Raw genomic sequence first — 14,939 nt, 5'->3', positions numbered from 1 at the left:
CGCCGACGCGAACTCAGCTCTGAGCGGCCAAGCGGTCCAGGGCCTTCGGCAACGCCGACGCCAGCAGGTCCAGCTCGGGCTCGGCCGCGATCAACGGCGGCGACACCGCGACACCGCGCCCGAGGTTCCGCACGATCACACCCTCGTCCCGGCAGGCGCGCTGCAGCTTCACCGGGGCGCCCGGGTCGGCGTCCATCACTTCCGCCGTCAGCTCGACGGCGGCCAGAAAACCGAGCCCCGCGCGGATTTCGGCCACCAGCGGGTGCCCGCTGACGCTCGAAACCGCGTCGGCCAAGGGCTTTTCCAGCTCGCGGCCGCGGGGGATCAGGCCGTCGCGCTCGTAGATGTCCAGGGTCGCCAGGCCGGCCGCGCACGCCACCGGGTGGCCCGCGTACGTCGCGCCGTGGCGGAAGATCGGGGCGCCCGGCGCGCCGGTGAAGAAGGGTTCCGCCACCCGCGGAGCCACGATCAGCGCGCCCAGCGGGATGGTGCCGCCGGTGATGCCCTTCGCCGTCGTGATCATGTCGGGCCGGACGGCCCAGCGGTCGATGCCGAACCACGTGCCGAGCCGTCCCCAGGCCGCGATCACGCAGTCCGCGACGAACAGCACGTCGTGGCGGCGGCAGATCGCCGCGACCTCCTCGATGTACCCGTCCGGCGGCAGCAGCACGCCACCCGCGCCGATCACGGGTTCGCAGAAGAACGCCGCCACGCGCGACGCGCCCACGCGCTCGATCTCGGCCTCCAGCGCCGCCGCGCTGTCGAACGGGACGTGCGAGAAGTCGGGCGGCTGCGGACCGAAACCGGCCGCGTTGGCCGGGATGCCGCCGACCGCGGTGCCGAAGCCGTGCGTGCCGTGGTACCCCTGCGCCCGGCCGATCACGTGCACCTTGTCCGGCCGCCCGGTGTGCGCGAAGTACGCGCGCGCCAGCTTGACGGCGGTGTCGATGACGTCCCCGCCACCCGAGCCGAAGAACACCTTCGAACCGGGCTCCGGCGCCAGCGCGGCAACGCGGTCCGCGAGGTCGATCGCCGGCTGGTTGGCGTTGTAGCCGAACAGGTTGTACGAGTCGAGCGTCCGCAACTGCGCCGCGACGGCGTCGGTGATTTCCGGGCGCCCGTGCCCGAAGTTCGCGTACCAGAGCGACGCGGTCGCGTCGAAGTACCGCCGGCCGCCGTCGTCCCAGACGTACGACCCCTCACCACGGGTGATGACCATCCGGTCACCGTCGACGGCGCCCATGTCGGCGAACGGGTGCCACAGGGCGTGCTGTGCTGACATCGGTCCTCCTCAGTCCTGCCCCCATCCCTACCAGGGCCGAGCGACGAGCGCGAACACTCCATCGTGCACAGTTCGCACCCCCGGACTGGCCACGACGGCACCGCAACCCGCACCGGCGGTGCTCGGCTGCGTCGCGTGATCCCGCCTGGGCGGCCGGAGCGGTGCTGACCCCGCGCAGCTTCCGGATCCTCCGGCTCGCGGCGGTGCTCAGTCCAGGAACTCCGCGATCTCCTCCGCCGAGTACCCCAGCTCCGCGAGCACCTCCGCGGTGTGCTGCCCCAACGTCGGCGGCGCCGAAGAAGCCCGCGCCGGCGTATCGGACGCCTTCACCGGGAACCCCGTCCCCACGTACGTCCCCACCGTCGGGTGCGGCAGCCGCACCACCTGCTCGCGCGCGGCCGTCCACGGGTCCGCGTAGACGTCGTCGATCTCGTTGATCGGGGCCGCCGGGATGCCCGCCGCGTCGAAGGACTTCAGCCACTCCGCGGCCGTGCGCGTCAGCAGCACCGGCTCCAGCAAAGCGTTCAGCTCATCCCGGTGCGCGGCCCGTGCCGCGTTCGACGAAAACCGAGGGTCCGAAACGATGTCCAGCGCCAGCACCCCGCAGAACGCGTGCCACAGCTTCTCGCTGCCCACCGCGATGATCAGCCAGCCGTCGGCCGCGTGGTACGCCTGGTACGGGACGATGCTCGGGTGCGCCGACCCCATCCGGCGCGGGCGGGGTGCGTCGTAGAAGTGCGCTCCCGCCGCGTAGACGTGCCACGCCAGCTGACTGTCCAAAAGGGACACGTCGAGGTACTGCCCGCGACCGGTCGTGTGCCGCGCCTGCAACGCCATCAGCACGGCGATGATCGCCCACGTCCCCGCGTTCAGGTCCGCCACCGGCAGGCCGACCTTCGCCGGCGGCCCGTCCGGCTCGCCGGTCAGGGACATCACGCCGCCGAGGGCCTGGGCGACCAGGTCGTAGCCCGCGCGGTCGCGGTACGGCCCGGTCTGCCCGAAGCCGGTGATCGACACGTGGATCAGCCGCGGGTTCAGCTCGGCCAGCGCCGGGTAACCGAGTCCCCACTTCTCCAGCGTGCCCGGGCGGAAGTTCTCGACGAGCACGTCGGCGTCCGCGACCAGCCGCCGGACCGCGTCGCGGCCGCGGTCGCTCTTGAGGTCCAGGACGATCCCGCGCTTGTTCCGGTTCGCCGCCAGGTAGTAGACGGCTTCGTCGCCGACGAACGGCGGGCCCCAGCCGCGGGTGTCGTCGCCGTGGCCCGGAGGCTCGACCTTGACCACGTCCGCGCCCATCTCGCCGAGGTACTGGGTGCAGTAGGGGCCGGCGAGGATGCGGGACAGGTCGACGACCTTGATCCCGTCGAGCGGGCGAAAACCTTCGGGCATCAGCGGCTCCTCGTCGAGCTGGGCGGCCAGCCCCCTTTCTACCTCGCGCGCCCCGGGAAATGGATTACCTACTAACGGACGTAGACGACAGTCACTCCCGTCCTGTTGATTGTTGAGTGAGTCTGTGCAGAGTTGCGCACTCCTGGAGGGACTTATGCGTCGTCTTGTTGGAATGGCGGCCACGATAGCCGCCTGCACCACGGTCGTCACCGTCGTCCAAGCCACCCCCGCGGCCGCCGAACCCCAGTACTTCGCCGCCCAGCGCGTCGGCGAACGCCCGCCGATGGGCTGGAACAGCTGGAACAAGTTCGGCTGCGAGATCGACGAAAACCTCATCCGCGGCGCTGCCGACGCGCTGGTGTCGACCGGCATGAAGGACGCGGGCTACCAGTACGTCAACATCGACGACTGCTGGGCCGAACAGAACCGCACGGCCGACGGCAAGCTCGAGCCGAACCACGAGCGCTTCCCGCACGGCATCAAGGCGCTCGCCGACTACGTCCACGAAAAGGGCCTCAAGCTCGGCATCTACACCAGCGCGGGCACGCTTACCTGCCAGAAGACCATGCCCGGTGCCCTCGACCACGAAGAGGCCGACGCGCAGTCGTTCGCCGACTGGGGCGTCGACTACCTCAAGTACGACAACTGCAACAACCAGGGCCGCCCCGCGATCGAGCGCTACACGAAGATGGGCGACGCGATCAAGAAGACCGGCCGCCCGATGATCTACGCGCTCTGCGAATGGGGCGAGAACGACCCGTGGACCTGGGGCCGCGACGCCGGCGCGCAGCTGTGGCGGACCACCGGCGACATCAGCGACAACTGGGGCAGCCTGACCGGCATCCTCGACCAGCAGGTCGGCCTCGAGAAGTACGCGGGTCCCGGCGGCTGGAACGACCCGGACATGCTCGAAGTCGGCAACGGCGGCATGACCGACGCCGAGTACCGTGCGCACTTCTCGCTGTGGGCGCTGCTGAACGCGCCGTTGCTGGCCGGCAACGACCTGCCCGCGATGACCCCGGCCACCAAGGCGATCCTGGAGAACAAGGACGTCATCGCACTCGACCAGGACTGGGCCGGCGTGCAGGGCCACAAGATCCGCGACGACGGCGACACCGAGGTCTGGGCGAAGCCGATGTCCGACGGCTCGGCCGCGGTCGTGCTGTTCAACCGCGGTTCCGCGAGCACCGCGATGACGACGACGGCGAAGGAGCTCGGCCTCGCCGGGCGCGGCTTCCGCGTCCGCGACCTCTGGAGCGGCACCGAAACCGAGACCGCGGGCACCCTCCGCGCCGTCGTCCCGTCCCACGGCTCGGCCACGTTCCGCGTCTGGCCGGAGAAGAAGCCGTCCGCCGCGCCGCTGACGACGCTCGCCCTGCCGAACCCGGAGTACGTGCCCGCCGACCGGCCGCTGACCACCACGCTGAAGGTCACCAACGACGGCAGCACGCCGGTCGCGCAGCTGCGCGCGAGCATCGCGACCCCCGCGGGCTGGCGGCTGCGCGGTCCCGGCGCGTTCACGGTGCCGATCGTGCTGCCGGGCAAGAGCTGGCAGCACGACGTCACGTTCGAGCCGGTCGCGCCGGCCGGCGAGCGCGTCACGCTCGCAGCGAAGGCGAGCTACCTTACGCTGTACGGCCGACGCAGCCTTACAGCGGAAGGCAGCTCGCCACTGGTCACGCGCCCGGCCACCGGAACGACGGCGTTGTCGAAGGCCGCGTGGATGTCGTCGGACAACGGCTGGGGCCCGGTCGAGCGCGGGACCAGCAACGGCGAGGCCGGAGCGGGCGACGGGCACCGGATCACCATCGCCGGCGTGGGCTACGACGACGGGATCGGCGCGCACGCCCCGTCGAGCGTGCGGATCTACGTCGGCGCCGCCTGCACGTCGGTCCGCGCGCTCGTCGGTCTGGACGACGAAAACTCCGGTGGCAGCGCGGGGTTCCGCATCCTCGGTGACGGCAAGGAGCTTGCCGCGACCGGCGTCCTGCACCCCGGGGACAAGGCGCAACCGCTCGACGCGCAGCTGTCCGGTGTCCAGGTGCTGGAGCTGGCCGTGACCGACGGCGGCGACGGCAACACCGACGACCACGCCGACTGGGCGAACGCCGCGATCACCTGCTGAGCAAGGAAATTCACGCACCACCCGCCGTCCCCGGTCACCCGGCCGGGGACGGCACTTCTCCCCTCATGCCCGGTTCGTCCCGGATGCACCCTGGAACTCTTGTCCGCACTCCTGGGGGAGGGAACCGTGCGAAGACTCGGTGTCCTGCTGCTCACAATCCTCGGTCTGACCACGGCCGTCGCCGCGCCCGCGTCCGCCGGCGAACCCGTCATCGCCGCGACCCCGCCGATGGGGATTTCGTGGTCCCGCGGCTGGAACCAGTGCCCGCGGATCGACTACGCGAAGGTCCGCGCCGGCGTCGACATGCTGGTCAGCACCGGCCTGCGCGATGCGGGCTACACCTACGTCACCATCGCCGGCTGCTGGGCGGCCAAGACGCGGGCCGCCGACGGCAGGCTGCAACCCGACCCCGCGAAGTACCCGGACCTGCCCGGTCTCATCGCGTACGTGCACGCCAACGGACTCAAGTTCGGGCTCTACAGCGGTACCGGCGCCCTGACCTGCGGCAGCGCGATGCCCGGCTCGCGCGACCACGAAGAACAGGACGCGCAGACGTTCGCGGCCTGGGGCGTCGACTACCTCGCGTACGACACGTGCGGCGGCGAGAACGGCGTCGCGGCGGCCGCCAAGAAGATGGGTGACGCGCTCAAGAACACCGGACGGCCGATCCTCCTCGCGATGATCGACACGTTCTCGAACAACTACCGCCAGTGGGAGTGGGCGCCCGGCGCCGGCGCGCACACCTGGCAGCTGACCAGCGACATGCCGGAGCCGCTGCCGATCGTGATGCAGGCGATCGACAAGCAGGTCCCGCTGGCCGGGCACACCGGTCCCGGCGGCTGGAGCGATCCCGGCTACCTCAACTTCAGCTTCCTCGACGTCGCGCCGCGGCGGACGCAGTTTTCGTTGTGGGCGCTGATGAACGCGCCGCTCATCCCCAACGAGTCGTTCCCGCTCGACACGATCGCCAACCGGGACGTGATCGCGGTCGACCAGGACTGGTCCGGCACGCCCGGCGCCAAGGTCCGCGACCTGTCCGACGGCGAAGTCTGGGCGAAGCCGATGTCCGACGGCTCGGTAGCGGTGCTGCTGCTCAACCGCGGCTCGTACGCGCGGACGATCCCGTTCGACCTCGCCGAAACCGGCGTCGCGGCGGCGCCCGCCTACCGCGTCCGCGACCTCTGGGCCGGCACCGAACTGACCAGCACCGGCACGCTGCGCGCGTCCGTGCCCGCGCTGAGCAGCGTGTTCTTCCGCGCGTGGCCGGGGCAGCCGTCGACGGCCGATCCGCTGGTGACGCTGGGCGTGCAGCTGCCGGAGGGGTTCCTGGCGGGGCAGCAGGTCGACGGCACGGTCACGCTGACCAACGACGGCGACACCCCGATCACGGACGCGAGCTACGCGATCACCGTGCCCGCCGGGTGGCAGCTGGACGGGCCCGCGCAGGTCGACGTCCCGCGGGTCTCGCCGGGCAGCACGGTCACGCGTGAGATCACGCTGCGGCCGACCGCGGCTCCGGCGGCGAAGGTCCTGGTCGGCGCGAGCGGCGGGTACACGAGCGCGCTCGGGACGCGCACCGCGACCGGTTCGGCCGAGGTACCGCTGGTGACCGCGCCGCCGGCCGGCACGACGTACCTGTCGACGCGGCCGTGGCTCTACTCGGAGAACGGCTCCGGTCCGGTGGAACGCGGCAGCGTCGCGAACGGGCGGGCGATGTCGGTCGGCGGCGTCGGTTACCAGCCGAACAGCGGGGTGGGCGTGCACTCGCCGTCGGTGATCCGGCTGTTCCTCGGCGGTGCGTGCAAGTCGTTCTCGGTCCAGTACGGCGTCGACGACGTCTCGAGCCCGCAGGCCACCGTCGCGTTCCGGGTCCTCGGCGACGGCCGCGAGCTGGCCGCGACGGGGGTCGTCCGGCCGGGCGCGAAGCCGGCGAAGCTGACGATCCCGGTCACCGGGGTGCAGCAGCTGGCCATCGCGGTCGACGACGGCGGCGACGGCTCGGCCGGCGAGTACGCCGACTGGATCGCGCCGTACGTCACCTGCTGACCGCGCCCTCCAGGAGGACGACGGCCTGCGCGGTCCGCCGGTACAGCACGTACCGGCCGTCCCGGACCTTGCTGACGAGACCGGCGCGGTGCAGCGCGCTCAGGTGGTAGGAGACGGTGCCGGGGCTGTACCCGGTCCGGGCGGCGAGGTCGGCGGTCGGCCGCGCGGTCTCGAGGTCGGCCAGCAGCGCCGCCCGGGCCGCGCCGACCACCGGCGCGAGCCGTCCGGGCGGCCGGTCCGCGCCCGTGCCGATCCCCTTCGCGGGGTAGCAGAGCACGACCTGGCCGGGAACGTCGACCTGGATGCTCATTCCGGGCCAGCTGAGCACGCCGGGGGCGAGGACCAGCTCGCGGCCGGCGACGTCGATCTCGCCGTCGAACGGCTTGGCGAGGGTGATCGCGTCGCCGGCCCAGCCGATGGCGGGGTGCAGCGACGCGAGCGCCGCGCCGACGCCGTGCGTGGCGATGGTCTGCGCGCGGTGGGCGATGTCCCGGTCGACGACCGCGTGCAGACCGGCCCAGTCGTCGCAGAGCACGTCACGCCAGAACCGCGCGAGGCCGCCGGCCAGCCGCCGGGGCATCGACCCCGACTCCACGACCCGGCGGGCCGCGATCGGCAGCGGCCGGTTCCAGTGGAACTGCGTGTACGCGAGGACCTGTTCCTCGAGGTCGTCCTGCGTGGTCGCCTCGATCCGCGCGATCTGCTCGTCGAGCAGGTCGGCGGGCCGGGCCGCCGTGCCCGGCTGCGGGGTGAGCAGGTCCGGCGTGTAGACCTCGCCGGGGCGCGGCAGCAGGTCCAGCAGCAGCGCGACGTCCGGGTGGGCGAGCGACGCGCGGGCGACCGGGCCGGGATCGCCGAACACGGGGTGGCGCCCGGCGTCGGCGGTGAGCTTCAGCCACGCCAGCGACTCCGCGGCGAGGGAGGGCGAAAACCGTGTCCTGGCCACCGTCTCGGCGTCGACCCGCAGCGTGAACACCGATCGACGGTAACAGGGGTCACGGCGGATTTGAACCGGCTCGAATCCTTTCCGGGGCGACCTTCCGCCGGGGTTGAGTGGGCTGATGCTCCCTGGACGCGTGCTCGCCGCTGCCGTGGCCGCCGTGCTGCTCGCCGGCGCGCCGCCCGCTTCGGCACGGCCCGCCCCGGCTGGGCACGCCAGGTGTTCCGTCGTCCGGACAGTCGCCGTGCTCGGCTGGACGGCCGGCGCCGACGGGATCTACCGCGTCACGGCTCAGTACCGGCCGTACGCGCTCACGGTCGTCTTCCCCTACGAGCTCAGTTCCAGCAGCCTGGCTTCGGCGTCGCGCAGGTAGCGGTCGAGCGCGGCCGCGGCGGCGTCGAACCGGCCGCGGCGCAGGTCGCGCAGGATCCGCTCGTGGCAGTCCAGGAACGGCTCGTAGAACTCCCGCGTGTTCTCGTTGAGCACGAAGAACAACCGCGTCTCGGCGAGCACCTGGCGCATCGTCGCGGACAGCCGCTCGCTGCCCGCCAGGTCCGCCAGCGCCTGGTGGAAGTGGATGCTGGCGGTGCCGACCGCGGGCCAGTCCTCGGCTCCGGCGGCCCGGCGCCCGTCATCGAGTGCGCGTTCCAGGCCGGTCAAGTCCACAGTGGACAACTCAGCGGCGCGGCGCAGGGCACCGCACTCGGTGGCGCGGCGGACGACGTAGAGGTCCTCGATGTCGTCGGTGGTCAGTTCGCGCACGAACACCCCGCGGTTCAGCTCGTGCACGGCCAGCCGCTCGTGGGCCAGCAGCTGGAACGACTCGCGCAGCGTGTTGCGCGAGACGCCCAGCGCCGAGCTGATCACGGGCTCGGACAGGCGTTCGCCGGGGGCGAAGACGCCGTCGGTGATGTACTGGCGCAGGATCGCGGCGACCCGTTCGGCGGTGCCGCTGCGCACCAGGAGGTGCCGCTCGCTCCCCAGCCCCGAGGCATCGACGGTCATGGCACCACCCCGACGCCGAGATCGAAGTCGAGGCTGTACCGGTTGCCCGGCATGGCACCCGCCGCCTTCGCGCCGTCGATCGGCAGGACGACGCCGTTGATGAACCTCGATTCGTCGCTCGCCAGGAAGACGACGGCCTTCGCGACCTCCCACGCCTCGCCGACGCGCGCCGCGGGCGTGCTCGCGACCAGCTGGTGCTGCTTGGTTTCGAACTCCTCCGGCGAGTTCAGGGTGCTGCGCAGCATGTCGGTGTCGATCGCGCCCGGGTTCACCGTGTTGGCCCGGATGCCCTGGTGCGCGTGGGCGACGGCGATCGACTTCGTGAGCCCGACCAGCGCGTGCTTGGTGGCGTTGTAGACCGGGTCGCCGGGGCGGCCCATCACGCCGCCGTTGGACGACGTCGTGACGATGCTGCCGGCCCGCTGCGCGATCATGTGCGGCAGCACGGCGCGGGTGCCGAGGAAAGCGGCGCGGACGTTGAGCGCGAAGATGTCGTCGAACTCCGCCAGGGTGGTGTCGACGAGCGGCTTGCCGAGGTGGATGCCGACGTTGTTGAACAGCACGTCGATGCGGCCCGCCTCGGCGATGACGCCGTCGACGAACGCGGCCACGGCGTCCTCGTCGGTGGCGTCCACTGTGGAGTGCCGGTACCCGTCGATCTCCTCCGCGGGCTCGCGGATGTCGGAGGCGTACACGGTCGCGCCCTCGGCGAGGAACTCCTTGACCGTCGCGAGGCCGATGCCCCGCGCGCCGCCGAAGACGACCGCCACCTTGCCGGCCAACCGACCCATGTCACTTCCCCGCTCTCAGTCGTGCTGTCTGCTCTTCGTCCACCGCGTAGTCCGCCGGCAGCCGGACGAGCGCGTCCGGCTCGCCGAGGTACCGCACTTCGACGCCGTACACCTCTCGCGCCGCCGTCACCGAGACGTACCCCTCGACGACGTCGGCGAGGACCGCCGCCACCGGCCGTTCGCGCGGCGGCCCGTAACCGCCACCGCCCGGCAGTGTGACGTCCACAATAGACTCGGGCGCCAGTGTCACCCGGCTTTTCGCGGGCAGGTCGGCGCCTTCGCGCAAACCGAACCGTCCGGGTGCCCCGGCACCCGCGCCGTCCACTCCGGACGCGGCGGCCCGCACGCGGTCGACGTTCCCGTTCACGCTCCAGGAATCCCCGCCGCGTGCCCCCATCGTGGTCACCTGTCCGAGTCCGCCGCGCCACCGTCCGGCGCCACCCGAATCCACGCGCAGTTCGCGGGAGAACTGGACCAGCGGCGCCATCGTCTCGATGACTTCGGTCGGCGTCGACCGCAGGCCGCTGGGAAAGCCCGTGGTGCTGAGCCCGTCCTTGTCCACCCGGGCGCCCATGCCGCCGGTCTGGAAGACGTTGAGCATGAAACCGGGACCACGCCAGATGGTCATCCACAGCGCGTCCGCGCTCGGCGCGATCGCGGGCCCGGGCAACGCGCCGATCAGCAGCGACGGCAGGAAGTGCCCGATGAGGTGCCGCGACGCGACCGGCGCGGGCGGCAGGCAGTTCAGCACGGAACCCTCGGGCGCGGTGACGTGCACCGGCCGGAACGACCCGGCGTTGTGCGGCACTTCCGGCGAGATCGCCGCTTTGACCGCGAAGGACGCGTAGGCGCGCGTGTAGTTCAGCACGACGTTGATCCCGCGCCGGCTCTGCGGCGACGAACCCGCGAAGTCGAGGTGGATCTCGTCACCGTCCACAGTGGCCGTGACGCGCAAGACGACCTCTTCGTCGTCGAAGCCGTCGGTGGCGATTTCGTTGGTGTAGACGCCGTCCGGCAGTTCCCGCAGCGCGTCCCGCAGGGCTTTCTCGGACCGGTTCATGAGCTCGGCGGCGATGGCGTCGAGTGAGTCGAGGCCGAACTCGGCCAGCAGCTCCAGCAGGCTGGCCGCGCCGACCTCGTTGCCGGTGACCTGCGCGTACAGGTCGCCGATGGTCTCCTCCGGCGTCCGCACGTTGGCGCGGATCAGCCGTTCCACGTCGGCGTTGACCTCGCCCGCGCGCAGGAACTTCAGGATCGGCAGCCGGAGGCCCTCTTCGAAGACTTCGTGCGCTTCGGCGGACACCAGCCGCCCGCCGATGTCGGGCGCGTGGCAGCAGGACGCGAACCAGGCCACCAGCCGGCCGTCGCGGAACACCGGCGTGGCCACCGTGATGTCGTTGATCTGCCCGGCGGTCTGCCACGGGTCGTTGGTGAGCAGGACGTCGCCGGGTTCGAGAGTCTCCGGCGGGTACGCCGCGACGAAGTGGTGCATGCCGGTCGCCATCGCGTTGATGTGTCCCGGCGTGCCGCCGACGGACTGGCCGATCATCTCGCCGCGCGAGTCGAACACCGCGCAGGCCAGGTCGAGCGATTCCCGCACGACGGCGGAGAAAGCCGTGTTGACGAGCGCGTTCTGCTGCTCGGCGAGGATCGAGCGCAGGCGGTTGCCGAACAACCCGACCAGGATGGGGTCGACGGTCACACCGTCACCTCCAAGGCGGCGTCTTCCCGGACGACGCAGTGCGCGCCGGGCGGGACGACCACCGTGGACTCGCGTTCCTCGACGATGGCCGGTCCGTCGATCCGCGTGCCGGGTCCGAGCCGGTACCGGTCGAAGATCGCCGTGTCGGCAAATCCACCGGCGACGGGGAAGTACGCCTTGCGGGTGCCCTTGCGCGCGTCCCCCTCGGCGGCTTGCGCGGCCAGCCGCAGCGTGACGTCCGGGGCGGGCCCGCTCGAGACGACCCGCCAGTTCAGCACCTCGACGCCGACCTCGGGCCCGGTCCGCCGGTAGAGCGCGCGGTAGGTCCCGGTGAAGTCGCCGATCAGGGTGCCGGGCCAGCTGCCGCCGCGCACCGGGACGCGGATCTCGTAGCCCTGCCCGGCGTAGCGCATCTCGGCGATCCGGCGGTGCGTCACGTCCGCGACCCCGGACTTCGCCAGCAGCGCTTCGCCCTCGGCCTCCATCTCGGCGAACAGCGCGTCGACCTGTTCCCAGGCGAGGTCGTGCACGGCGGCGCGTGCCGAGCGCACGAAGTCGAACGCGAGCGGCGCGGTGAGGAACCCGGCCGCGCTGAGCACGCCCGCGGCGGGCGGCGCGACGACCGACGGCGCCCCGAGCGCCCGCGCGACCCCGGCGCCGTGCACCGGGCCCGCGCCGCCGAAGGTGTACATCGGCAGCTTCGCGGGGTCGTGCCCGCGCTCGACGGCGTGCACGCGCGCGGCGTTGGCCATGTCTTCGTTGACGCTCGTGTGGATGCCCCAGGCCGCCTCTTCGACGCTCACCCCGAGCGGATCGGCGATCTTCTCCCGGAGCACCGCTCTCGCGGTCTCGGCGTCCAGGCGCATGCCGCCGCCGAGGAAGTAGCCCGGGTCGAGGTAGCCGAGCACCAGGTCGGCGTCGGTGACCGTGGGCTCGGTGCCGCCGCGGCCGTAGCAGACCGGACCGGGCTCGGACCCCGCCGAGCCGGGCCCGACGGTCAGCAGTCCCAGCGCGTCGATCCGCGCGATCGACCCGCCGCCGACGCCGATCTCGATCATGTCCGTGACCGGCACCTGCACCGGCAGCCCGGACCCGGGCAGCAGCCGGTACTTGCGGTCCACCTCGAACTGGTGCGTGACCAGCGGCGCGCCGCCTGCGATCAGGCACAGCTTCGCCGTCGTGCCGCCCATGTCGAAGGCCAGCAGGTCGGCCGGCCCGACCGCGGCCGCCGCGAGCGCCCCGCCCGCCGGCCCGGACTCCAGGATGCGGATCGGGTACCGAGCCGCGGTGCCGACGGTCGCCAGCCCGCCGTTGGACAGCATGACGTGCGGCGCGCGCGTGATCCCGAGCCGCCGCAACCGGCGTTCGAGGTCGCGGAGGTAGCGCTCGGTGAGGTCCTGGACGTAGACGTTCGCGACGGTCGTCGACGCGCGCTCGAACTCGCGGATCTCGGGGACGACGTCGGCGGAGAGCGCGACCCTGAGCTCCGGCGCGACCTCGGCGAGCAGCTCCGCGACCCGCCGTTCGTGCACAGGGTTCGTGAACGCGTGCAGGAAGCAGACCGCGACGGCTTCGACCCCGCGCGCGTGCAGCTCCCGCCCCAGCCTTACAACGTAAGCCTCGTCGAGTGCGGTCCGGACGGATCCGTCCGCGAGGATCCGCTCCGGGACGTCGAACCGCAGGTGCCGCGGAACCAGCGGCGCCGGCAGCTCGAGGTGCAGGTCGTACAGCTCGTACCGGTGCTCGCGGCGCATCTCCAGGACGTCGCGGAAGCCGGCGGTGGCGAGCAGCGCGGTGCGCGAGCCCGTGCGCTCGATCAGCGCGTTGGTCACCAGCGTCGTCCCGTGCACCACCTGCTCCACGTCGGGAGCGGTGATCCCGGCGTCCGCGAGCAGCGCGGCCAGGCCTTCTTCGACGGCGCGCGCGGGCTCGTCGTGCGTGGTCAGGACCTTGCCGACGGCGACGATCCCGGAGTCGTCGAGCGCGCAGAGATCGGTGAACGTGCCGCCGATGTCGACGCCGATCCTCATGTCCGGTACCACCGCGGAGACGTGTTCAGCGGCGGCTTCAGCTTGGCCTTCACCACCAGGACGTTCGGCTCGTCCGACTCGACGAACTCGCCGAGCAGCCGCCGGAACGCGCGCCCGAACCCGGACACGCGGTCCGCGTGCACGCCGAAGGACCGCGCGAGACCGACGAAGTCCGGGCTGTCCCAGTCGACCCCGCGGTGCGGCACGCCCTCGCGGTCCTGGTCGTAGCGCAGCATCCCGTAACCGCCGTCGTCGACGAGCACGACGGTGACCGGCAGCTGCTCTTGCGCGAGCGTCGCGAGGTCGCCGCAGCCGTAGAGGAACCCGCCGTCACCGGTGATGCAGATGGCGCGCCCGACGCCGGCCGCCGCCGCGCCGAGCGACGAGGGGAAGCCGTAGCCGAGCGTCCCCCAGCCCATCGGGTAGGCGAGCTTGCGCGGCGCCCGCACGCGGTGGAAGCCGCCGACCCAGTACCCGGCGACGCACATGTCCGACACCAGCACGGCGTCGGACGGCAGCACTTCGTCCAAAGTGGACAGGAAGTCGTAGGCCTGCGGCTCCTCGTCGCGGATCCGCTGGCGCACCCGGCGGCCGATGCCGGCCAGCCGCAGCGTGATGTCGTCGAGCCCCGGCCGCTGCTTCGGCAGCAACCGCTCGACGATCGACCGCGCGTCGCCGACCAGCGTCAGGTCCGGTTCGTAGTTCTTCGCAGCGTCGTCGGCGTCGACGTTGACCGCGATCAGCCGGGGCGGCTTCGGCATCCGCCAGTTCTGCGTCATCAGCCCGTCGAAGTCGGTGCCGATGGCGAGCACGACGTCGGCCTCGTCCCACAGCTCGCCGACCTCCGGCGTGTGCACGGGGTTCGGCGCCAGGCACGGGTGGTCCAGCGGCAGCAGCCCGCGCGCGGCGAAGGTGGTGATCACGGGCGCGGCGAGCTTCTCCGCGAGCGCCCCGATCGCGTCGCCGGCGCCCGACCGCAGCGCGCCGCCGCCGGCCCAGATCAGCGGCTGCCGCGCGTCGGACAACATCGCCTCGGCCCGCGCGAGGTCCGGGACGTCGACGTCGGGCTTGCGGTGCGGCGCGGGCGGCCGCCGGTGCGGGACGGTCTCGCGCAGGTAGTCGGTCGGCACGCCGAGGTAGACCGGACCGCTCTGCGGCTGCAGCGCGAGCCGCGCCGCGCGGTGCACGGTGGTGCCGATCTGGTCGGCGGCCCGCACGGTGAAGCCGCCCTTGGTGACCGGCGCGAACATCGCCTGCTGGTCCGAGGTCTCGTGCAGCACGCCGCGGACGACGCCGGGACGCCGCAGTGTCGACGGGATGTCGGTGGCGATGACGAGCACCGGAGCCGCGGAAGCCATCGCTTCGCCGACCGCGCCGAGGGTGTTCGCAGCACCCGGACCGGTGGTCACGAGCGCGACGCCGAGCTTCCCGGTCGCCCGCGCGTACCCGTCGGCGGCGTAGCCCGCGGTCTGTTCGTGGCGCACCCCGACGAGCTTGATGCGGGTCTCGGACAGCGCCTCCCACAACGGCAGGTTGTGCACGCCCGGGAGGCCGAAGACGATCTCCGTTCCGAGCGCTTCAAGCGCGTCCACCAGCTCCCGAGCACCACTCACAGCCACGGCGCGGATA

At 72.2% G+C, this 14,939-nt stretch carries 11 protein-coding genes; 3 read left to right on the top strand and 8 right to left on the bottom strand.

The annotated features are described in order from the left end of the window. Positions 1–13: 13 nt before the first annotated feature. Both AB0B33_RS01290 and AB0B33_RS01285 read right to left on the bottom strand, forming a co-directional pair. Positions 14–1,282: an aspartate aminotransferase family protein gene (locus tag AB0B33_RS01290; protein WP_360765359.1), complete on the bottom strand. Its 1,269-nt coding sequence runs from the start codon at positions 1,280–1,282 to the stop codon at positions 14–16. 207 nt (positions 1,283–1,489) lie between these two features. After that, complete coding sequence (locus AB0B33_RS01285; protein WP_360765356.1) at positions 1,490–2,671, bottom strand: CoA transferase; 1,182 nt, start codon at positions 2,669–2,671, stop codon at positions 1,490–1,492. Between the two features lie 172 nt (positions 2,672–2,843). Between AB0B33_RS01285 and AB0B33_RS01280 the strand changes: the two genes are divergently transcribed. Both AB0B33_RS01280 and AB0B33_RS01275 read left to right on the top strand, forming a co-directional pair. Beyond that, the gene (locus AB0B33_RS01280) at positions 2,844–4,796 is read left to right on the top strand and encodes an NPCBM/NEW2 domain-containing protein (protein WP_360765353.1); all 1,953 of its coding nucleotides are present in this window, start codon (positions 2,844–2,846) and stop codon (positions 4,794–4,796) included. 126 nt (positions 4,797–4,922) lie between these two features. Next, positions 4,923–6,842, top strand: a complete 1,920-nt coding sequence (locus tag AB0B33_RS01275) for an NPCBM/NEW2 domain-containing protein (RefSeq protein WP_360765351.1) — start codon at positions 4,923–4,925, stop codon at positions 6,840–6,842. Here the strand turns inward: AB0B33_RS01275 and AB0B33_RS01270 are convergent. Continuing rightward, positions 6,832–7,818 (bottom strand): DUF5937 family protein, encoded by a 987-nt coding sequence (locus AB0B33_RS01270; protein WP_360765349.1) that lies wholly within the window; start codon positions 7,816–7,818, stop codon positions 6,832–6,834. The two genes, AB0B33_RS01275 and AB0B33_RS01270, sit on opposite strands and share 11 nt — an antisense overlap. 85 nt (positions 7,819–7,903) lie before the next feature. Here AB0B33_RS01270 and AB0B33_RS01265 point away from each other — a divergent pair, with 85 nt between their 5' ends. Further along, entirely contained in the window at positions 7,904–8,155 is a 252-nt protein-coding gene (locus tag AB0B33_RS01265; RefSeq protein ID WP_360765346.1) for a hypothetical protein, read from the top strand. On the opposite strand, the gene AB0B33_RS01260 is transcribed toward AB0B33_RS01265, so the two are convergent. Genes AB0B33_RS01260 through AB0B33_RS01240 form a run of 5 tightly spaced genes read right to left on the bottom strand, consistent with a single transcriptional unit; the run spans position 8,110 to position 14,929 of the window. Continuing rightward, a complete protein-coding gene (locus AB0B33_RS01260; RefSeq protein WP_247019048.1) occupies positions 8,110–8,787 on the bottom strand; it encodes a GntR family transcriptional regulator in 678 nt (225 codons plus the stop codon). The genes AB0B33_RS01265 and AB0B33_RS01260 overlap by 46 nt on opposite strands. Beyond that, positions 8,784–9,578 carry an SDR family oxidoreductase gene (locus tag AB0B33_RS01255; protein ID WP_247019046.1) on the bottom strand — a complete coding sequence of 265 codons (795 nt, stop codon included), beginning with the start codon at positions 9,576–9,578 and terminating at the stop codon, positions 8,784–8,786. Before AB0B33_RS01255 ends, AB0B33_RS01260 begins: the two co-directional genes overlap by 4 nt. Position 9,579: 1 nt before the next feature. Next, positions 9,580–11,280: a hydantoinase B/oxoprolinase family protein gene (locus AB0B33_RS01250; protein WP_360765342.1), complete on the bottom strand. Its 1,701-nt coding sequence runs from the start codon at positions 11,278–11,280 to the stop codon at positions 9,580–9,582. Then, positions 11,277–13,310, bottom strand: a complete 2,034-nt coding sequence (locus tag AB0B33_RS01245) for a hydantoinase/oxoprolinase family protein (protein WP_360765339.1) — start codon at positions 13,308–13,310, stop codon at positions 11,277–11,279. Before AB0B33_RS01245 ends, AB0B33_RS01250 begins: the two co-directional genes overlap by 4 nt. Further along, a complete protein-coding gene (locus AB0B33_RS01240) occupies positions 13,307–14,929 on the bottom strand; it encodes a thiamine pyrophosphate-binding protein (protein WP_360765336.1) in 1,623 nt (540 codons plus the stop codon). The genes AB0B33_RS01245 and AB0B33_RS01240 overlap by 4 nt, the downstream gene beginning before the upstream one ends. Positions 14,930–14,939 lie beyond the last annotated feature (10 nt).

The sequence above is a fragment of the Amycolatopsis sp. NPDC049159 genome, from assembly GCF_040648295.1.
Classification (GTDB): Bacteria; Actinomycetota; Actinomycetes; order Mycobacteriales; family Pseudonocardiaceae; genus Amycolatopsis; species Amycolatopsis pretoriensis_A.
This window is presented reverse-complemented; position numbering and strand designations above follow the sequence as displayed.

What these genes read in the sequence shown, in the direction of transcription:
- AB0B33_RS01260 (WP_247019048.1), bottom strand. Translation starts at nt 8,787, where the DNA reads ATGACCGTCGATGCCTCGGGGCTGGGGAGCGAGCGGCACCTCCTGGTG.
- AB0B33_RS01290 (WP_360765359.1), bottom strand. Translation starts at nt 1,282, where the DNA reads ATGTCAGCACAGCACGCCCTGTGGCACCCGTTCGCCGACATGGGCGCC.
- AB0B33_RS01245 (WP_360765339.1), bottom strand. Translation starts at nt 13,310, where the DNA reads ATGAGGATCGGCGTCGACATCGGCGGCACGTTCACCGATCTCTGCGCG.
- AB0B33_RS01265 (WP_360765346.1), top strand. Translation starts at nt 7,904, where the DNA reads ATGCTCCCTGGACGCGTGCTCGCCGCTGCCGTGGCCGCCGTGCTGCTC.
- AB0B33_RS01280 (WP_360765353.1), top strand. Translation starts at nt 2,844, where the DNA reads ATGGCGGCCACGATAGCCGCCTGCACCACGGTCGTCACCGTCGTCCAA.
- AB0B33_RS01255 (WP_247019046.1), bottom strand. Translation starts at nt 9,578, where the DNA reads ATGGGTCGGTTGGCCGGCAAGGTGGCGGTCGTCTTCGGCGGCGCGCGG.
- AB0B33_RS01285 (WP_360765356.1), bottom strand. Translation starts at nt 2,671, where the DNA reads ATGCCCGAAGGTTTTCGCCCGCTCGACGGGATCAAGGTCGTCGACCTG.